Source organism: Enterobacter sp. DVT3837 (assembly GCF_056238685.1).
Genome location: NZ_JBWDLA010000001.1, coordinates 809,617 through 828,820, shown reverse-complemented (window position 1 = coordinate 828,820; position 19,204 = coordinate 809,617). Strand labels below are relative to the sequence as shown.

20 protein-coding genes and 3 tRNA genes are annotated in these 19,204 nt (G+C 53.9%); 13 read left to right on the top strand and 10 right to left on the bottom strand.

The window, feature by feature from the left end; translation table 11 throughout:
• Positions 1-93 precede the first annotated feature (93 nt).
• Positions 94-882 carry a siderophore-iron reductase FhuF gene (gene fhuF / locus AC0XWG_RS04025; RefSeq protein WP_475680391.1) on the bottom strand — a complete coding sequence of 263 codons (789 nt, stop codon included), beginning with the start codon at positions 880-882 and terminating at the stop codon, positions 94-96.
• 94 nt (positions 883-976) lie between these two features.
• Positions 977-2,041, bottom strand: a complete 1,065-nt coding sequence (locus tag AC0XWG_RS04020; protein ID WP_028016585.1) for a GGDEF domain-containing protein — start codon at positions 2,039-2,041, stop codon at positions 977-979.
• A gap of 215 nt (positions 2,042-2,256) precedes the next feature.
• On the opposite strand from AC0XWG_RS04020, the gene AC0XWG_RS04015 reads away from it, so the two are divergent.
• Positions 2,257-2,526: a DUF1435 domain-containing protein gene (locus AC0XWG_RS04015; RefSeq protein ID WP_203250369.1), complete on the top strand. Its 270-nt coding sequence runs from the start codon at positions 2,257-2,259 to the stop codon at positions 2,524-2,526.
• Between the two features lie 38 nt (positions 2,527-2,564).
• Here the strand turns inward: AC0XWG_RS04015 and AC0XWG_RS04010 are convergent.
• The 4 genes from AC0XWG_RS04010 to rsmC form a co-directional block, all read right to left on the bottom strand.
• Positions 2,565-2,651, bottom strand: a tRNA-Leu gene (locus AC0XWG_RS04010).
• A gap of 33 nt (positions 2,652-2,684) precedes the next feature.
• Positions 2,685-2,770: transfer RNA gene (locus tag AC0XWG_RS04005), tRNA-Leu, on the bottom strand.
• A 28-nt stretch (positions 2,771-2,798) separates the two neighbouring features.
• A tRNA-Leu gene (locus AC0XWG_RS04000) sits at positions 2,799-2,885 on the bottom strand.
• A gap of 172 nt (positions 2,886-3,057) precedes the next feature.
• Complete coding sequence (gene rsmC, locus AC0XWG_RS03995) at positions 3,058-4,086, bottom strand: 16S rRNA (guanine(1207)-N(2))-methyltransferase RsmC (RefSeq protein WP_028016587.1); 1,029 nt, start codon at positions 4,084-4,086, stop codon at positions 3,058-3,060.
• Between the two features lie 102 nt (positions 4,087-4,188).
• Between rsmC and AC0XWG_RS03990 the strand changes: the two genes are divergently transcribed.
• From AC0XWG_RS03990 to AC0XWG_RS03955, 8 genes are all read left to right on the top strand, one after another.
• A complete protein-coding gene (locus tag AC0XWG_RS03990) occupies positions 4,189-4,602 on the top strand; it encodes a DNA polymerase III subunit psi (RefSeq protein WP_475680390.1) in 414 nt (137 codons plus the stop codon).
• Positions 4,571-5,014, top strand: a complete 444-nt coding sequence (gene rimI, locus AC0XWG_RS03985) for a ribosomal protein S18-alanine N-acetyltransferase (protein WP_023334424.1) — start codon at positions 4,571-4,573, stop codon at positions 5,012-5,014. The genes AC0XWG_RS03990 and rimI overlap by 32 nt, the downstream gene beginning before the upstream one ends.
• A 19-nt stretch (positions 5,015-5,033) precedes the next feature.
• On the top strand, positions 5,034-5,711 hold the full coding sequence (gene yjjG / locus AC0XWG_RS03980; RefSeq protein ID WP_128348211.1) for a pyrimidine 5'-nucleotidase: 678 nt from the start codon (positions 5,034-5,036) through the stop codon (positions 5,709-5,711).
• A gap of 92 nt (positions 5,712-5,803) precedes the next feature.
• Positions 5,804-7,393 (top strand): peptide chain release factor 3, encoded by a 1,590-nt coding sequence (gene prfC, locus AC0XWG_RS03975; RefSeq protein ID WP_028016590.1) that lies wholly within the window; start codon positions 5,804-5,806, stop codon positions 7,391-7,393.
• A gap of 299 nt (positions 7,394-7,692) precedes the next feature.
• Positions 7,693-8,310 carry a molecular chaperone OsmY gene (osmY, locus tag AC0XWG_RS03970; protein WP_134708262.1) on the top strand — a complete coding sequence of 206 codons (618 nt, stop codon included), beginning with the start codon at positions 7,693-7,695 and terminating at the stop codon, positions 8,308-8,310.
• Positions 8,311-8,437: 127 nt separating this feature from the next.
• Positions 8,438-8,599: a DUF1328 domain-containing protein gene (locus AC0XWG_RS03965; protein ID WP_032666762.1), complete on the top strand. Its 162-nt coding sequence runs from the start codon at positions 8,438-8,440 to the stop codon at positions 8,597-8,599.
• A 120-nt stretch (positions 8,600-8,719) separates the two neighbouring features.
• The gene (locus AC0XWG_RS03960) at positions 8,720-9,772 is read left to right on the top strand and encodes a patatin-like phospholipase family protein (RefSeq protein WP_032666763.1); all 1,053 of its coding nucleotides are present in this window, start codon (positions 8,720-8,722) and stop codon (positions 9,770-9,772) included.
• Positions 9,769-10,551: a TatD family hydrolase gene (locus AC0XWG_RS03955; RefSeq protein ID WP_134708263.1), complete on the top strand. Its 783-nt coding sequence runs from the start codon at positions 9,769-9,771 to the stop codon at positions 10,549-10,551. Before AC0XWG_RS03960 ends, AC0XWG_RS03955 begins: the two co-directional genes overlap by 4 nt.
• On the opposite strand, the gene AC0XWG_RS03950 is transcribed toward AC0XWG_RS03955, so the two are convergent.
• Positions 10,546-11,406, bottom strand: coding sequence for a YjjW family glycine radical enzyme activase (locus AC0XWG_RS03950; RefSeq protein WP_134708264.1), 861 nt, complete (start codon positions 11,404-11,406; stop codon positions 10,546-10,548). The two genes, AC0XWG_RS03955 and AC0XWG_RS03950, sit on opposite strands and share 6 nt — an antisense overlap.
• The gene (locus AC0XWG_RS03945) at positions 11,381-12,928 is read right to left on the bottom strand and encodes a YjjI family glycine radical enzyme (RefSeq protein WP_475680389.1); all 1,548 of its coding nucleotides are present in this window, start codon (positions 12,926-12,928) and stop codon (positions 11,381-11,383) included. Before AC0XWG_RS03945 ends, AC0XWG_RS03950 begins: the two co-directional genes overlap by 26 nt.
• A gap of 262 nt (positions 12,929-13,190) precedes the next feature.
• Here AC0XWG_RS03945 and deoC point away from each other — a divergent pair, with 262 nt between their 5' ends.
• The 4 genes from deoC (at position 13,191) to deoD (ending at position 17,434) form a co-directional block, all read left to right on the top strand.
• Positions 13,191-13,970 carry a deoxyribose-phosphate aldolase gene (gene deoC / locus AC0XWG_RS03940; protein WP_032666764.1) on the top strand — a complete coding sequence of 260 codons (780 nt, stop codon included), beginning with the start codon at positions 13,191-13,193 and terminating at the stop codon, positions 13,968-13,970.
• Between the two features lie 54 nt (positions 13,971-14,024).
• Positions 14,025-15,347 (top strand): thymidine phosphorylase, encoded by a 1,323-nt coding sequence (deoA, locus tag AC0XWG_RS03935; RefSeq protein ID WP_134708266.1) that lies wholly within the window; start codon positions 14,025-14,027, stop codon positions 15,345-15,347.
• Between the two features lie 52 nt (positions 15,348-15,399).
• Complete coding sequence (deoB, locus tag AC0XWG_RS03930; protein WP_028016598.1) at positions 15,400-16,623, top strand: phosphopentomutase; 1,224 nt, start codon at positions 15,400-15,402, stop codon at positions 16,621-16,623.
• Between the two features lie 88 nt (positions 16,624-16,711).
• A complete protein-coding gene (gene deoD, locus AC0XWG_RS03925) occupies positions 16,712-17,434 on the top strand; it encodes a purine-nucleoside phosphorylase (protein ID WP_028016599.1) in 723 nt (240 codons plus the stop codon).
• A 49-nt stretch (positions 17,435-17,483) separates the two neighbouring features.
• On the opposite strand, the gene lplA is transcribed toward deoD, so the two are convergent.
• A complete protein-coding gene (gene lplA / locus AC0XWG_RS03920) occupies positions 17,484-18,500 on the bottom strand; it encodes a lipoate--protein ligase LplA (RefSeq protein ID WP_475680388.1) in 1,017 nt (338 codons plus the stop codon).
• Positions 18,501-18,539: 39 nt separating this feature from the next.
• Positions 18,540-19,184, bottom strand: coding sequence for a YtjB family periplasmic protein (locus tag AC0XWG_RS03915; RefSeq protein WP_028016601.1), 645 nt, complete (start codon positions 19,182-19,184; stop codon positions 18,540-18,542).
• Between the last annotated feature and the right edge of the window lie 20 nt (positions 19,185-19,204).

The window sequence follows — 19,204 nt, the reverse complement described above, 5'->3', positions numbered from 1 at the left end:
CGTTGTGCCGGGTGGCGGCTACGCCTTACCCGGCCTACGAGTTGAGGTTTTTGTAGGCCCGGTAAGCGAAGCGCCACCGGGCAATTCAGTGCACTATTTCAGCGTGCAATCCCCGCACTGCTTAACGTCCGGCAGGCGATAGCGCTGGCAGCAGGTGCGACGAACCAGAAGTCCGTCACGGAGAACTACGGAACGGAATAACGGGTTTTCACTGCCATCAGAAAGTTGTTTTGCAAAGAAACAGGACTGACGCAGGGCATCAACGATCTCATCACCAAGCAGAGGCTTCATTTCCGTTAAATACCAGTGGATTAAATACCCGGTATTATTCCAGATAAGTTTCCCGTTAATCTCACCCGTCTCTTCAAGGGCATTAACCACCGGAATCAGAGCCTGAGTGATAAGCTGCTCCATACGCGCCTGAGCAGAAAGTGGCTCTGCGGCCTGGTCTTCGTGGAGATTAATCCAGAAACAGGCTGCACGCCCGGTTTCGTGAAACTCGACATGGAAATTATCCGGCGAGAGCCTCAGCATGCTCTTTTGCGTTAACAGCGCCAGCATGAGGGGGGGCACCATCAGCCCGATATACCACTGCGCCCAGAGAGAGAGCAGGGGTTTATTTTCCCGCTTAAGGGTGGGTTGATGACGATAGATATGGTCGGAATAGGTGGCCAGCAATGATTGCAGTTGGGCTGGTTGCCGCCACTCAGCAAGCGTCATGGCGTGCTGCGGGTGCGCTTCATCAAGCCGGATAAAGTCCAGCAGATGAGCACGAGTTTTCGCAATCTTATCCCGTATGGCATCCGCAAGCGAAGCATTCCCGCTGGCGAGGGGGGCTCGCCAGAGGAGTGGTTCAGCAATGTGTGCGGTTTGAGTGGCCATAGTATGGATAGAAATCTAAATGATAATGATTGCCAATCCTAACTATTGCTCAAACCAATGGCAAGACTTTTGTCCTGGTTAAACGACCTCGCGCTTAAGCCGACTGAAGGCCTTCACTAAGCAGAATATTATTGCGTCCCATATGCTTGGCTTCGTAGAGAGCTTTGTCCGCTTTTTCCAGTGCGCCTTCCACGTCTTCATCCTCGAAAATAGCAATACCAATGCTGATGGTGACATTTGTCGCAACGCTTTCGTTGAACAGATGCGGGATTTTCAAATCGTAGACTTTCTGACGGATCCGCTCTGCCGTCTGGCGGGCATGTTCGAGTGAAATATTGGTCAGCAGCACCATAAACTCCTCCCCGCCAAAACGCGCCACAATATCGCGAGAACGCACGGCGTCGCGAATTGCCGCAGAGACACGTTTCAATGCCTGGTCGCCCATCATATGGCCGTAGTGGTCGTTATAGGCCTTGAAGTGGTCGATATCCATCAGCAGGACAAAGTGTTCGCCGTTCTCAACCGCTGGCAAGTTCTCCAGACGGCTTTGCAGGCCGCGACGATTATAGAGTCCGGTAAGGGGATCCATCATGCTGAGATCGGTGAGGGTTTCCCGTTCTTCCAGTAAGCGAGAGAGCAGCTCCTGAGCAAAGCGATCGTTACGTCTTTGCAAAATGTTATGAATAGCAATTGCCACCACAGGAAGTGCGAAAGAATAGGCTATTCTCAGCCATATATCGTGGTTACCTAACCACAGGCAGACAATAAAGGTGGGTAATGAGTGCAGTATGAATGCCACAATATTACTGGCAAATGCCAGCGTACCGATAAAAAGCACCGTTAATAGCGCTATTATCAAATACGTCATATGGTCGTGAGTAATTAGTGAAAATTTTGAGACAATTTGCCAGGCCCACAAAATACCGAAAATCCCTGAAATAACAGGAATATTGATCTTCCGTGTCCTCTTCTTCCAGTGCCAGGCGAGCAGGCCAGTGCTGATGGAGAAAATAGCAATCAGAGGGAAAGAGAACACGCGCACAGAATTAAGTGGATTTGTTACCGAGAACACGGCTGATGTTGCGTTCAGGAATAAAAATAAACGTAACGATAATTGATATTTTCTGTGAACCAAAGACCGCCAGGATTGTGATGTCATAGTAGTACGTTTTTATTAAAATTTAATTAAAACAAATAAATAGGTGTGGTGTCGCAATTAAAAAAGTAAAAAACTCAAAGAATAATTATCAGAAAATCTTTAGGTGTAATTAACAGGTGTGCAATTTATCACCTTAGGCAATTCCTGTCATTATGGGAAAGGTAAAGGTCGATGGTTTTTGATTCGCTATGCTGACAAATGACAATTTATTTCATATGATATTGGTTATCATTATCAATGTGAGAGGGCGAGTCATGTTGAACAGAGCGCTGGGAAGTGGTTGGGGTGTATTACTGCCGGGAGTGATTCTCGGCGGTTTGATGTTTGCCGATCTCTCCATCAATGTCTGGAAAGCCATCATTGTGTCAGGATTATTAGTCACGTCAGGAATGATATGGCATAAGCAGTTACGCCACTTTGTTCTACTGCCATCGTGCGTTGCACTGGTTAGTGGAATTCTGGTGATACTGATGAGTTTGAAATAACAGAAAAAAGAAGAATTTCAGAAGGGCTGTAAGATAATTGGTGCGAGGGGGGGGACTCGAACCCCCACATCCGTAAGGACACTAACACCTGAAGCTAGCGCGTCTACCAATTCCGCCACCTTCGCACAGTCATCTTACTATTTTTGATATCGCCTCGTTGGTGCGAGGGGGGGGACTCGAACCCCCACATCCTAAGGACACTAACACCTGAAGCTAGCGCGTCTACCAATTCCGCCACCTTCGCCCAGTGCGAGCAATATCAACGTGATTTATGGTGCGAGGGGGGGGACTCGAACCCCCACATCCGTAAGGACACTAACACCTGAAGCTAGCGCGTCTACCAATTCCGCCACCTTCGCATACCATCGATACTGTAAAAGTATCGTAACCACGGAGGCGCATTCTAGATGTTTTCAGCTTTACGTCAACAGAAAAGTGCGCGCGACACCTTGATTGCTGGAAAAATGGCCGATGGTGATGCCATGTGGAGCCGGATAGCGCTTGCGCTTCTCCGGCCTACAGGATTAGAGATTATTTTTTGGCCTGACGCGTCATCACGGTGCGGTAAACCTTAAAGCGACCGGTCTGAGCGATCACTTCATGGAAGCCGAAGGTTTCGTCCAGCACTTTCGGGTACGCCAGGAAGGCGTTAGCCACGATGCGCAGCTCTCCACCGCTGTTAAGGTGACGAACTGCGCCACGGATCAGCGTTTGCGCGGCTTCAAGGCTGGTCTCCATGCCATCATGGAACGGCGGGTTGGAGATAATCATGTCGAAACGACCCGTAATGTCGGAGAAGACGTTACTGGCAATCACTTCGCCTTCGATTCCGTTTGCGGCAAGCGTTGCGCGACTGGCTTCTACCGCTGGCGCGCTCACATCACACAGGGTTAAACGCACTTTTGGCGAATGGCTGGCAAGAACTGTTGAAAGTACCCCCGCGCCACAGCCCACGTCCAGCACTTTGCCTTTGGTGTGCGGCGTCAGGGTGGAGAGCAGCAGTTTGCTACCCGTATCCAGCGCGTCACGGCTGAACACGCCCGGCAGGGTTTTGATGGTCAGACCGTCAAGCTGGTACTCGTCCCAGTAAGCTTGTGCATCAAACGAAGTCTGTTTTTCCAGACGGCCATGGTACAGACCACAGCGGCGAGCGCTGTCGACTTTATTCAGCGGCGCGTAGCCTTCCAACATCTGTTCAGCGCTACGCACGCCGCTGCGGTTCTCACCCACCACAAAAATATCGCAGCCGACCGGCAGCAGGGAGAGCAGGTTCATCAGCTGGAACTGGGCTTCCGGTTTATTCTTCGGCCAGTAGTAAATCAGCGTATCGCAGTCGGCGATATCGCTCTGCTCCGCCACCAGGCTAAAGCGCGCGCGCTCGCCCATCTGGCGGCTCAGGACCTGCCAGTGGTGATAATATTGGGTGTGGGCACGGCTTTCAGCACATTCGAAACGTGCGGGCAGGTCATCCTGCATATCTCCGGCAAACAGAATACGGCTTTCTTCGAAATCATCACTGTGACGCAGCAAGACTTCACTTGCCGGGGTAAATGCAGACATGAATTGTTCCTCAATAAACTCAGGCGGGGATTATAGTAGGTAGATGGCGCACTTTCGACACATTTGCTATATTTGCGCGCCTGAGAGACAGGAGTTTTCCCTATGACATCCCGACGAGACTGGCAGTTGCAGCAACTGGGCATCACCCAGTGGGCTTTGCGTCGCCCGACGGCGTTGCAGGGCGAAATCGCCATCTCCATCCCGGCGCACGTTCGCCTGGTGATGGTGGCGGAAGAACTGCCTGCCCTGAACGAACCCCTGATCGGTGATGTCCTTCGCTGCCTGAAGCTGACGGCCGACCAGGTTTTACAGCTGACGCCAGAACGGGTCGCGATGCTTCCTCCTGATTGCCGCTGTAACAGCTGGCGTATCGGAGAGACAAACGAAATCCCCCTACAGGGGAGCCAGATCTGCTCGCCAGCGCTGGACGAACTGAAAGCCAACCAAAAAGCGCGTTGCGCGCTATGGCAACAAATCTGCGAATATGAACACGATTTCTTCCCTCACGACGCCTGACCTGACCACAGCGTTTGCGATTGAAACACGCGCCCACGCGTTTCCGTGGAGCGAAAAAACCTTCGCCAGCAATCAGGGCGAGCGGTATCTGAATTACCGCCTGGACGTTGACGGCACCATGGCCGCCTTCGCGATTACGCAGGTTGTTCTTGATGAAGCGACGCTGTTTAATATCGCGGTTGATCCTGCGTTTCAGCGTCGTGGGCTGGGAAGAGAACTGCTTGAGCACCTCATCCGTGAGCTCGAAACCCGTGACGTTTTCACCCTGTGGCTGGAAGTGCGCGCATCGAACGTCGCCGCCATCGCGCTCTATGAAAGCTTAGGCTTTAATGAGGCGACAATCCGCCGTAACTACTACCCCACCGCAGAGGGACGTGAAGACGCCATCATAATGGCTCTGCCGATTGGATAACGAAAATAAGGTTGTAACGATGAAATGGGACTGGATTTTCTTTGATGCCGACGAAACGCTGTTTACGTTCGACGCGTTCGGTGGTCTACAGCGGATGTTTCTCGACTATAGCGTAACCTTCACCGCTGAGGATTTTCAGGACTATCAGGCGGTGAATAAACCGCTGTGGGTGGATTACCAGAACGGTGCCATCACCGCGTTACAACTTCAGCATCAGCGTTTTGATGTCTGGGCGGAACGTTTAAAGGTGAGTCCGGGGACGCTGAACGATGCCTTCCTGAATGCGATGGCCGATATTTGTGCGCCACTGCCGGGCGCGGTTTCCCTGCTGAATGCGTTGAAAGGCAAGGTGAAACTGGGGATCATCACCAACGGTTTTACCGCCCTGCAGCAGATCCGCCTTGAGCGCACCGGCCTGCGCGATCATTTTGACGCGCTGGTGATCTCGGAAGAGGTCGGCGTGCCGAAACCGGATCCGCGTATTTTCGATTATGCGCTGGCGCAGGCCGGCAATCCTGACCGCGATCGCGTACTGATGGTGGGTGATACCGCAGAGTCAGATATTCTGGGTGGCATGAATTCCGGTCTGTCGACCGTCTGGCTTAATGCGCATGGCCGCGTGAAGCCTGAAGGTATCGAACCGACCTGGACCGTGACGTCGTTGAACGAACTGGAGCAACTCCTGTGTAAACAATGATTGCCTGCCCCCCATTGATGGGTAAAATAGCCGCATTTTTCGTATTCCATGATGCACGGCGTGCTGCCGCGCTTATATAAGAAGATTTGATTATGACGTTGTCTCCTTATCTGCAAGAGGTGGCCAAGCGCCGCACTTTTGCCATTATCTCGCACCCGGATGCCGGTAAAACGACCATCACCGAAAAGGTGCTGCTGTTCGGACAGGCGATTCAGACTGCCGGTACGGTTAAAGGCCGTGGTTCCAGCCAGCATGCGAAATCCGACTGGATGGAGATGGAAAAGCAGCGTGGTATTTCGATTACCACCTCCGTGATGCAGTTCCCGTATCACAACTGCCTGGTGAACCTGCTGGACACCCCGGGGCACGAAGACTTCTCCGAAGATACCTACCGTACGCTGACGGCGGTTGACTGCTGTCTGATGGTGATCGACGCCGCAAAAGGTGTAGAAGACAGGACCCGTAAGCTGATGGAAGTGACCCGTCTGCGCGATACGCCGATCCTCACCTTCATGAACAAACTCGACCGTGACATCCGCGATCCGATGGAGCTGATGGATGAAGTGGAAAACGAGCTGAAAATCGCCTGTGCACCAATCACCTGGCCAATCGGCTGTGGCAAGTTGTTCAAAGGTGTTTACCACCTTTATAAAGACGAAACTTACCTGTATCAGACCGGTAAAGGCCACACTATCCAGGAAGTGCGCATCGTGAAAGGTCTGGATAACCCGGATCTGGATACGGCGGTAGGTGAAGAGTTGGCCGCACAGCTGCGCGACGAGCTGGAGCTGGTGAAAGGCGCGTCTCATGAGTTCGACAAAGAGCTGTTCCTGAGCGGTGAAATCACGCCGGTATTCTTTGGTACCGCGCTGGGTAACTTCGGCGTTGACCACATGCTTGACGGTCTGGTGGAGTGGGCGCCGCAGCCGATGCCACGTAAAACCGACACCCGTGAAGTGGAAGCGCAGGAAGAGAAGTTCACCGGTTTCGTATTTAAAATTCAGGCCAACATGGACCCGAAACACCGCGACCGCGTGGCCTTTATGCGCGTAGTGTCCGGTAAATATGAAAAGGGCATGAAGCTGCGCCAGGTGCGTATCGGTAAAGACGTGGTGATCTCCGATGCGCTGACCTTTATGGCGGGCGACCGTTCGCACGTTGAAGAGGCGTACCCGGGCGACATCATCGGTCTCCACAACCATGGCACCATCCAGATCGGTGATACCTTCACCCAGGGCGAAATGATGAAGTTCACCGGTATCCCGAACTTCGCACCGGAGCTGTTCCGCCGTATTCGTCTGCGCGATCCGCTGAAGCAGAAACAGCTGCTGAAAGGCCTGGTACAGCTTTCCGAAGAGGGCGCGGTACAGGTGTTCCGCCCAATCGCAAACAACGATCTGATCGTTGGCGCGGTGGGTGTGTTGCAGTTTGACGTGGTGGTGGCTCGTCTTAAGAGCGAATACAACGTGGAAGCGATTTACGAATCGGTGAACGTGGCGACCGCGCGCTGGGTTGAGTGTTCTGACGTGAAGAAATTCGAAGAATTTAAGCGTAAGAACGAAATTCAGCTGGCGCTCGATGGTGGCGATAACCTGACGTACATCGCCCCAACCATGGTTAACCTGAACCTGACTCAGGAACGCTATCCTGATGTTCAGTTCCGCAAAACCCGCGAACACTAATCCCCTCTCAGAGCACGGCTGCCGCCGTGCTCTTCTTTAATTCCTGTCTTATTAATCCCTTGCGGAATGTTCTTAATTCAACGCAATTTCTCGCTATTCGCGCGTTTTTTACCCAATTCTGAAAGCGGCTCTGTGAGAGTGATCTATATTTAACTCAGTGTTTAACGCCGGGCGTGGATAAATTAACTGTTCAATGCATGACTTTAGGTTATCCATTTTGCCCGTGTGTTTATTCGCAATATATAAAACTACTAAGGAAGTATGTAGCCCGAATAACGGGTAAACACAGGAATAGATCGATGAATATGACAAGACTGAAGATTTCGAAAACTCTGCTGGCTGTAACCGTGGGTAGCGTTCTGGTGAGCGGTTCCGCTCTGGCGGAAAGCAGCACCATGGATAAAGCACAGTCCACGGCCGATACCGCAGGGCAAAAAATCGATAGCTCTATGAATAAAGTCGGCAATTTCATGGATGACAGCTCAATCACAGCAAAAGTGAAAGCCGCACTGGTGGATGATGAAGCCATTAAGAGCACCGATATTTCCGTTAAGACCGACAAGAAAGTGGTCACGCTGAGTGGCTTTGTTGAAAGCCAGGCTCAGGCCGAACAGGCGGTGAAAGTGGCGAAAGGCGTCGAAGGCGTTGCGTCCGTTAGCGATAAGCTGCACGTACGTGACAGCAAAAACGCGTCGGTGAAAGGTTATGCCGGTGATGCAGCCACCACTAGCGAAATCAAAGCTAAACTTTTAGCAGATGACATTGTGCCGTCCCGTAAGGTGAAAGTGGAAACCACCGATGGTGTGGTTCAGCTCTCCGGTACGGTAGATTCGCAGGCGCAAAGTGAACGTGCCGAGTCCATCGCCAAAGCGATTGATGGCGTGAAAAGCGTTAAAAACGATCTGAAAACGAAGTAAATCTGGACCATTCGCCCGTCTGGCTAAAACCAGCGGGCGAAAATAAGAACGACTCTGGAAAACGCCGGTGAGTGACCTGAGCGCTCACGTTTAGCGGCCGACATTAACTATGGTAAAGGAGAGGCTTATGTTTCGTTGGGGCATTATATTTCTGGTTATCGCGTTAATTGCCGCCGCATTGGGCTTTGGTGGACTGGCGGGTACTGCGGCATGGGCAGCAAAAGTTGTCTTTGTCGTCGGTATTATTCTGTTCCTGGTCAGCCTGTTTACCGGACGTCGACGTCCGTAGCAAACGCAATATTCCTTCAACAAAAAAAAGCCAGTCACTGCGACTGGCTTTTTCTTATTTGCGTTGCAGGTCGTGTGCGTTACTGTGTTGTTACAGAATAACCAGAACAGGAAGGCAGAGGTGGGGCAACGAATTCCCGTTACGCTCGGCAATATCGCGCCGCTAACGTTAAAGCCGTTTCGTGCAGGCCAGCTCGCGCTGGTCTGTGAGGGGGGCGGGCAGCGTGGCATTTTCACTGCGGGCGTGCTGGATGAATTTATGCGCGCGCAGTTCAACCCGTTTGACCTTTACTTCGGCACCTCAGCCGGGGCACAGAACCTGTCTGCCTATGTCTGTAACCAGCCTGGTTATGCGCGAAAAGTGATAATGCGCTATACCACGGCGAAAGAATTTTTTAATCCGGTACGCTTTGTGCGTGGCGGCAATCTGATCGATCTCGACTGGCTGCTGGAATCCACCTCCAGCCAGATGCCGCTGGCTATGGACACTGCAGCGCGCCTGTTTGATGGCGGGAAAGAATTCTGGATGTGTGCCAGCCGGGGAGATGATTATTCACCGGGGTATTTCTCTCCGCAGAAGGAAAACTGGCTGGATATCATTCGTGCCTCGAGTGCCATTCCCGGTTTTTATCGTACCGGTGCGCAGCTGGATGGCATCAGTTATCTGGATGGGGGGATCAGTGACGCAGTGCCAGTGCAGGAAGCTGCCCGGCGCGGAGCGAAAACTATTGTGGTGATCCGTACCGTACCGTCGCAAATGTACTACACCCCGCAGTGGTTTAAACGCATGGAACGCTGGTTAGGCGACAGCAGCCTGCAACCGCTGGTGAACATCGCTAAACAGCATGAAACCACCTACGGCGCGATGCAGCGTTTCATTGAAAAACCGCCGGGAAAACTGCGTATTTTTGAAATCTATCCACCTAAGCCGCTGGTCAGTATGGCGCTGGGCAGCCGCGTCCCGGCGTTGCGTGCAGATTATAAAACGGGCCGGCTGTGCGGCCGTTACTTCCTGGCGACAGTGGGGAAAATGCTGGCGGAGCAACCACCGCTACATCGGCATAAACGTATTATTATGCCGCCTGCGATTGTCGCTAACGATGCCCTGACGATGCCGCTGGTGGATATTCCGCAGGCGAATGACGCTCTATTGGATAACGAGGATCTGGCGTGACGCACTGCTTTGTCGATACCCACTGCCACTTTGATTTTCCGCCGTTTACGGGGGATGAAGAGCAAAGTATTGCGAAAGCTGCCGAAGCAGGCGTTCAGGCCATCATTGTGCCGTCAGTGGAAGCTGCTTACTTTTCCCGTGTGCTGGATCTTGCCACGCAGTATCCCGCGCTCTATGCCGCGCTCGGCCTCCATCCGATTGTCATTGAGCGACATCTTGATGAGCACATTGAGAGGCTTGATGAGGTACTGCAGACCGCAGGAGACAAACTTGTCGCCATCGGTGAGATCGGCCTCGATCTTTACCGTGAGGAGCCGCAGTTTGAGCGTCAGCAGACGATCCTTGATGCGCAGCTCAGGCTGGCCAAGCGTTACGATCTGCCCGTGATCCTCCACTCAAGACGCACGCACGATAAGCTGGCGATGCACCTGAAACGCATCGATCTACCACGGAGAGGTGTCGTACACGGTTTCTCCGGCAGCCTGCAGCAGGCGCAGCGTTTTACCGAACTGGGCTATAAAATTGGCGTGGGTGGCACCATCACTTATCCGCGTGCCAGTAAAACCCGGGACGTAATGGCACAGCTGCCGCTGTCGGCGCTTCTGCTGGAAACCGACGCGCCGGATATGCCGCTGAATGGTTTTCAGGGCCAGCCGAATCGCCCGGAACAGGCGGCGCGCGTGTTTGTCACGTTGTGCGAGCTGCGCGATGAGCCAGAAGAGGTGATTGCTGATGCCTTGCTTGAGAATACGCGTTCGGTATTTGGTATCACACTATAGATAAAGTGCCGGGCGGATCACGGTTATCTTCTGTTTTTCCAGCGCGAGCGCCAGCGGCTCAACGTCTTCCGGTGTAGCGCTACGCCATGACGCCGCTTCGCCATAAACCCCCTGCGCATGAAACGCGTTGATTCGCACCGGGACGTTTCCAAGCCCGTGGATAAATGTCGTCAGCGGTTTGATCTGTTCCAGATAATCGCACCGATCCGGGATGACCAGTAAGCGCAGTTCCGTCAAACGGTGACGATCCGCCAGCCAGCGAATGCTTTGTTTAATCTGTGGGTTTTCGCGTCCGGTCAGGAAACGGTGATGCTCATTTCCCCATGCCTTCAGATCCAGCATCGCGCCATCCAGCACCGGCAGGAGTTTCTGCCAGCCGGTTTCACTTAACAGGCCATTGCTGTCCACCAGGCAGCTTAGATGATTCAGCGTGGGATCCGTTTTGATCGCCGTGAAAAGCGCGATCAGAAAAGGAAGTTGCGTGGTAGCCTCACCGCCACTCACCGTAATACCCTCAATAAAGGGCGCAGTTCTGCGGATTTGCGCGAGGATCTCCTCTACGCTAAAGCGATGCGCCATGGGCGTTGCCTGCTGCTGGCACTGGCGGAGGCAGGTGTCGCACTGCTGGCAGTCACTCTCCTGCCACCAGACGCGCCCGGCATGAATGGTCAGCGCGTCGTGCGGACAGTGGGGCACGCAGTCACCGCAGTCGTTGCAGCGGCCGATCGTCCACGGGTTGTGGCAGGTTTTACAACGCAGGTTACATCCCTGCAGGAAAAGAGCCAGGCGGCTGCCCGGCCCGTCCACGCAGGAGAAAGGGATAACCTGACTAACTAAAGCGCATCTGCTGTTCATGGCTAATCACGCGCGGCTGACGTTCGAGGATGCGGGTGTTACGCGCGGCTTCTTCTCCAAGCCACGTGGTATTAGTACGCGATCCGGCTTCACGGTATTTTTCAAGATCTGACAAGCGCACCATATACCCGGTCACGCGTACCAGATCGTTACCGGCTACGTTCGCGGTGAATTCACGCATACCGGCTCTGAACGCACCAAGACATAGCTGAACCACCGCTTGCGGGTTGCGTTTTACCGTCTCATCCAGGGTCAAAATATCGCTGATCCCTGAGTGGTAGTATTTATGATGCGGCGCTACGGCCAGCAGATGGTTGATCGGATCCGGTTCATCCCCATAGGGCAGGCGCGCCCCCGGCGTGGTGCCGGAGTCAGAGCTGATCCCCGACTGCGCGTGCAGCATCGCGCGGTGCTTCCAGCCGTGTTTCACCGGCGTGTTTTCCACAAATGCCGCAAGCTGCCCGCTGATGCGGTAGCCCAGCGCGTTGGCCTGCTCGTCTTTACCGTAGCGCCCCGCAATACTTTCCTTTTCGCAAAGTATGTTCACCGCTTCTGCCAGACCGTACATCCCAAACATCGGCACAAACCGATCGGCATCAATCAGTCCCTCTTTTACCAGGAAGCTATTCTCAAAGAAGCCAGATTGCTCGTACAGGAAATCGCAGCGTGAATCGATGATAGCAATTTGCTGCCGGCAGTAATGCGGGAGCGTGCGGGTGAAGAAGTCTTCAATGGAAGTGCTGCGTTCAGCAATGGCTTTGAGGTTAAGGCGTACCAGGGTGCTGCCACCGCCCGCAAGCGGCAGGGAGTTGTAACAACTCACCACGCCGTAACGGCCTTTTGTGAAAATTTTATCATTTTCCGGGCCGTTAGAAATATGTGGTTTGCTGCACTCACAGATGTTTTTTGCCACCTCAAGCAGCAAATCGTCCGGGGTAATATCTGGATCGTAGATAAAGGTGAGGTTCGGCGCGACCTGCTTCAGCTCTGCATCGGCACGCAGAATAGCACGGGTGATGGGGCCGTCAGCAGGTCCGATGTTTGCGTGCATAAATGCATCCGGCAGCGTTCGGTCGAGATAGCGCCAGAAACGTTTTATTCGGCTATCAACCTCTTCTTGTGTTAGAATTATAACATACGGTTGCAGTAACACATCGAGATGGCCCAGATAGACAGGCATGGATGTTACGGATGGCACATGGTGGTAAATAATGGTGAGTAGTGAAAGAGCGTCATCCAGGTCTTTCGCGCCTTCCAGCTCCAGCCATTCTGAGCCGTTGGACAAAAATTTTGCGTAATCCGGCAGAACATAGCGGGGTTTGTAAGGCGCATGGCCTTCGAACATGTCGCAGATAAACCCCTCGTCCAGCGCGGCGCGCGCTGCCTGAGGGAGTTCCGGATAAGGCAGGTTGTTTTCCGCTTCCAGCGCCAGGAAATGACGTTTTTGTTCCGGGGTTAACACCGGGCTTGTCACAATGTGCTGGCAACGTTGTTGCAGGGCGTCGGGGCTGGAGTGGGACATGATCGCTTCCTTGTTTATTCTGCGGATGATGAACGGATTGTAGGAAGCACATCTGTTGGGGCTTTTGATCCGACAGGGGGTATTGCTGCTTTCGTCAGCAATTAGCACGATAAAGTTTGAAGAAGATCTCATTACAGCAATGCAAATTTGTACGTAGTTTTCATTAACTGTGATGAATGTCGAAGTGTGGATGCGGGTGAATGTTAGAATACTCACAGACCCGCAAGGTAAAATTTATACGGCACTGCCGTTGGAGAATGTTATGACCGATTTAACTGCAAGCAGCCTGCGCGCGTTGAAACTGATGGACCTGACCACCCTGAACGATGACGACACCAATGAAAAAGTCATCGCCCTGTGCCATCAGGCGAAAACGCCCGTCGGTAACACCGCTGCTATCTGTATCTACCCGCGCTTTATCCCGATTGCCCGTAAAACGCTGAAAGAGCAGGGCACGCCGGACGTGCGTATTGCAACCGTGACTAACTTCCCGCACGGCAACGACGATATCGAGATCGCGCTGGCAGAAACCCGCGCAGCTATTGCTTACGGTGCAGATGAAGTTGACGTGGTATTCCCATACCGTGCGTTGATTGCGGGCAACGAGCAGGTCGGTTTTGACCTGGTGAAAGCCTGTAAAGATGCGTGTGCTGCGGCAAACGTACTGCTGAAAGTGATCATCGAAACCGGTGAGCTGAAAGAAGAAGCCCTGATTCGTAAAGCATCTGAAATCTCCATCAAAGCGGGTGCTGATTTCATCAAAACCTCTACGGGTAAAGTGCCGGTTAACGCCACCCCGGAAAGCGCACGCATCATGATGGAAGTGATCCGCGATATGGGCGTGTCCAAAACGGTTGGTTTTAAACCTGCGGGCGGCGTACGTACCGCGGAAGATGCGCAACAGTTCCTGGCCATCGCGGATGAACTGTTCGGCGCTGAATGGGCAGATTCCCGTCACTATCGCTTTGGCGCATCCAGCCTGCTGGCCAGCCTGCTGAAAGCGCTGGGTCACGGCGATGGTAAGAGCGCAAGCAGCTACTAAGGTTTGAATTGCCGGGTGACGCGAAGCGATCCCGGCTTATTTCGGGAGGTTACCGTGTTTCTCGCACAAGAAATTATTCGTAAAAAACGTGATGGTCATGCATTAAGCGACGAAGAGATCCGCTTCTTTATCAACGGCATTCGTGATAACACCGTCTCTGAAGGGCAGATCGCTGCGCTGGCGATGACCATTTTCTTCCACGATATGTCGATGCCTGAGCGGGTCTCGCTGACGATGGCGATGCGAGATTCAGGAACCGTTCTGGACTGGAAGAGCCTGAACCTTAACGGCCCGATTGTGGACAAGCACTCCACAGGTGGCGTAGGTGATGTGACTTCCCTGATGCTCGGCCCAATGGTGGCGGCCTGTGGGGGTTACATCCCGATGATCTCCGGGCGCGGCCTCGGCCATACCGGTGGTACGCTCGACAAACTGGAAGCCATTCCGGGCTTCGATATCTTCCCGGATGACAACCGCTTCCGCGACATTATTAAAGACGTTGGTGTGGCGATTATCGGCCAGACCAGCTCTCTTGCTCCGGCAGATAAGCGTTTCTATGCCACCCGCGATATCACCGCGACCGTTGACTCCATCCCGCTGATCACCGCCTCTATTCTGGCGAAGAAACTGGCCGAAGGGCTGGACGCGCTGGTGATGGATGTAAAAGTAGGTAGCGGCGCGTTTATGCCAACCTATGAACTTTCTGCCCAGCTTGCTGAAGCGATCGTTGGCGTCTCCAACGGTGCCGGCGTGCGCACCACTGCACTGCTCACCGACATGAACCAGGTTCTGGCCTCCAGTGCAGGTAATGCGGTTGAAGTGCGTGAAGCCGTACAATTCCTGACCGGTGAATACCGCAACCCGCGTCTGTTCGACGTCACCATGGCACTGTGCGTTGAGATGTTAATCTCCGGCAAGCTTGCCAAAGATGATGCAGACGCGCGCGCGAAACTGCAGGCGGTGCTGGATAACGGCAAAGCGGCGGAGATCTTTGGTCGCATGGTGGCGGCGCAGAAAGGTCCAACCGATTTCGTGGAAAACTACGCGAAATACCTGCCAACGGCGACGCTCAGTAAAGCGGTTTATGCCGATAGCGAAGGCTTTGTCTCAGCCACGGATACCCGTGCACTCGGCATGGCGGTTGTCTCAATGGGCGGCGGTCGTCGCCAGGCATCGGACATGATTGATTACAGCGTCGGCTTTACCGATATGGCCCGACTGGGCGACAGCGTCGACGGACAACGTCCGCTGGCGGTGATCCACGCCAAAGATGAAGCCAGCTGGCAGGAAGCGGCGAAAGCGGTTAAAGCGGCCATTACACTCGACGATAAAGCACCGGAAAGCACACCAACGGTCTATCGTCGTATCACTGAATAGCGGTATACTGATCTGATCAATCATTTTTAAGCACTACGTACGGAGAACAATTATGAAACGTGCATTTATTATGGTGCTGGACTCATTCGGCATCGGCGCAACCGAAGATGCAGAACGTTTTGGTGACGTGGGTTCCGATACCATGGGTCACATCGCGGAAGCCTGTGCCAAAGGCGAAGCGGATAAAGGTCGTAAAGGCCCTCTGACTCTACCCAACCTGACCCGCCTGGGTCTGGTGAAAGCGCATGAAGGTTCTACCGGTAAAATTGCAGCAGGTATGGACGGCAACGCGGAAGTGGTGGGTGCCTACGCATGGGCTCACGAGCTTTCTTCCGGTAAAGACACCCCGTCTGGACACTGGGAAATCGCCGGTGTGCCGGTTCTGTTCGACTGGGGCTACTTCTCCGATCATCAGAACAGCTTCCCGCAGGAACTGCTGGACAAGCTGGTTAAGCGCGCAAACCTGCCGGGCTACCTCGGTAACTGCCACTCTTCCGGTACCGTGATCCTGGATGAGCTCGGTGAAGAGCACATGAAAACCGGCAAACCGATTTTCTATACCTCTGCTGACTCCGTGTTCCAGATTGCCTGCCACGAAGAAACCTACGGCCTGGATAAACTTTACGAGCTGTGCGAAATCGCCCGTGAAGAGCTGACCGAAGGCGGATACAACATTGGTCGCGTTATCGCACGTCCGTTTATCGGCGACAAAGCGGGTAACTTCCAGCGTACCGGTAACCGTCACGATCTGGCCGTTGAGCCACCGGCACCAACCGTGCTGCAGAAGCTGGTTGAAGAGAAAGACGGTCACGTGGTGTCCGTGGGTAAAATTGCGGATATCTACGCCAACTGCGGCATCACCAAGAAAGTGAAAGCCACCGGTCTGGACGCGCTGTTTGATGCCACCATCAAAGAGATGAAAGAGGCGGGTGACAAGACCATTGTTTTCACCAACTTCGTCGACTTCGACTCTTCCTGGGGCCACCGTCGTGATGTTGCCGGTTATGCAGCGGGCCTGGAGTTGTTCGACCGCCGCCTGCCGGAGCTGATGGAGCTGGTGGGTGAAGATGACATTCTGATCCTGACTGCGGACCACGGCTGTGACCCAACCTGGACCGGTACCGATCACACCCGTGAGCACATTCCTGTGCTGGTGTACGGCCCGAAAGTGAAACCAGGCTCCCTTGGTCACCGTGAAAGCTTCGCGGATATCGGCCAGACCCTGGCGAAATACTTTGGTACGTCCGACATGGAATATGGCAAGGCCATGTTCTGAATCATGTTGGGTGCGGTCTGATGCCCTCACCCAACCCTCTCCCACAGGGAGAGGGTGAAAAGAATAAACAATTTAAAAGGAACTGAAGATGGCAACTCCTCACATTAACGCAGAAATGGGTGATTTCGCTGACGTCGTATTGATGCCGGGTGACCCGCTGCGCGCGAAGCACATTGCAGAAACTTTCCTCGAAGACGTGCGTGAAGTGAACAACGTTCGCGGCATGCTGGGCTTCACCGGGACTTACAAAGGCCGCAAAATCTCCGTTATGGGCCACGGTATGGGTATCCCATCCTGCTCCATCTACACCAAAGAGCTGATCACCGATTTCGGCGTGAAGAAAATCATCCGTGTGGGCTCTTGCGGCGCTGTGCGCATGGACGTTCAACTGCGTGATGTGGTCATTGGTATGGGTGCCTGCACCGATTCCAAAGTCAACCGCATGCGTTTCAAAGATCATGACTTTGCTGCGATTGCAGACTTTGGCATGGTGCGTAACGCCGTTGACGCAGCAAAAGCGCTGGGCGTTGACGCTCGCGTAGGTAACCTCTTCTCTGCTGACCTGTTCTATGCGCCAGACGGCGGCGAGATGTTCGACGTGATGGAAAAATACGGCATCCTGGGCGTGGAAATGGAAGCTGCGGGCATCTACGGTGTGGCGGCTGAGTTTGGTGCGAAAGCGCTGACCATCTGCACCGTGTCTGACCACATCCGTACCCACGAGCAGACCACCGCTGCCGAGCGTCAGACCACCTTCAACGACATGATCAAAATCGCGCTGGAATCCGTTCTGCTGGGCGATAAAGAGTAATTCTGTCTCTTCCCTCCCTCTCCCGTTGGGAGAGGGTACCGGACCGCACCTAGCGCACGGCCTGTGCAATCCACGCTGACAGCTCCCGCAGCTCATTTTCCTGCTCCGGGAAATCCTCGATTAACACCTCGCATTCCTGTTGCAGCATATCCGCCCGATACAAACAGCCCTGTAAACGTGCCGCAAGTGCTTCCAGCGGTGCCGGATTCAGGCTATCGGTAAACACCTGCGTGCGGGTGATATGGCCTTTCTCCACGTCAAAATGCAGCTCCACGCCGCCCCAGGTAAAACGCTCATCCAGCAGGTGAGAAAATGCAGGAGCCTGACCGAAGTTCCACTCCCAGCTGCTCTGACGGGCAAACGTCTCGGCAAAGTTGGGCAGATCCGGGGTTTTGTCTGGGGAGATCACTTCTGCTTCCACGCGCTCGCCGTAATGTTCAAAGAAAGCGTCACGGATCGCATCGCAAATCTGCTCGTGAGTAATCCCCGGCAGCAGTTCCACCAGATTTGCCACGCGGCCGCGCACGGAGGTAATCCCTTTGGCCTGCAGCTTTTTCTTATCGGGATTCAGATAGTTCGCCAGACGGCTGAGATCGGCGTTCAGAAGAAGGGTACCGTGGTGGAACCCGCGATCCATCGTTTCGCGGTAAGCCGAACCCGAGACTTTCCGGTCGCCTTCAGCGGTTTTCACCACCAGGTCGTTACGCCCTGAAGCCTCTGCCGTCACGCCGAGCGAATTGAGGGCGTTCAGGACGATGGATGTTGAGATGGTTTTGTCGTACTCCGGTTTGCCCGCCATAAAGGTAAAGCAGGTATTGCCCAGATCGTGAAACACCGCGCCGCCGCCGCTGCTTCTGCGCGCCAGGCGGACGTTGTCCTCTTCCATACGCCGCGTATTGCACTCTTTCCACGGGTTTTGCGCACGACCGATGACCACCGTATCCGCGTTGCGCCAGAGAAATAGTACACGTTGGGTGGCGGGCATCTGGCGGAAGATGCACTCTTCTACCGCGAGATTAAACCAGGGATCGTAAGAGTCAGAGATAAGCAGGCGTAACGTCGTCATGGCAGAGTTCCTTTTCCGGGTCGTCCGCCTACTTTATCATTAATCTTTCTTCTCGCTCTCTTCCTCTTCGGGGATAGACTTGCTTGCGGTCAGCAGGAACGGCGACTGTTGCCAGCGGGTGCGTTTGCCCTGAAGCAGCGTGCGCGCCAGCACGACGCCAATTGCCAGAGAGAGCAGCAGCATCAGGCGGAGAATATTGGTGGTGTTATCCACCTGTTTAGCTTCGGTTGGCAGGGTGTGGGTGTCGAGCGTCATACGCAGATACCCCAGTGGGCCATTTTTGCCCTGGACAGGTTCGACAATCTGCTGGTTGAAATAGCCTCCGGCTTTTTTGCCGTCCAGCGCCAGCCTGTCGCGCACGTCGACATGTTCGCCTGCGCGGGCAATCAGGTCTCCTTGCTCGTCATAAACGCCCGCATCCAGAATACGACTGTTTTCAGTGAGTTGACGTAAGACCTGACCGATTCGTTTATCGTCCGGCGTCTCGGTACGCATATAGGGTGCGACGTTGAGTGTCACCTGACGCGCCAGCGTGCGGGCCAGCTCTTCAAACTGTGGGTTACGTTGCCGTTGATGATTCTGGCTAAACCACGACGCCCCCTGCATCAGCACCACGAGGAGTGCGAGACAGAAAAGGACAATCACGGCGCGATGAAGCCGGAATTTCAGTTTTGCGCGAGCCATATTCCACCTGCTGAAAATTT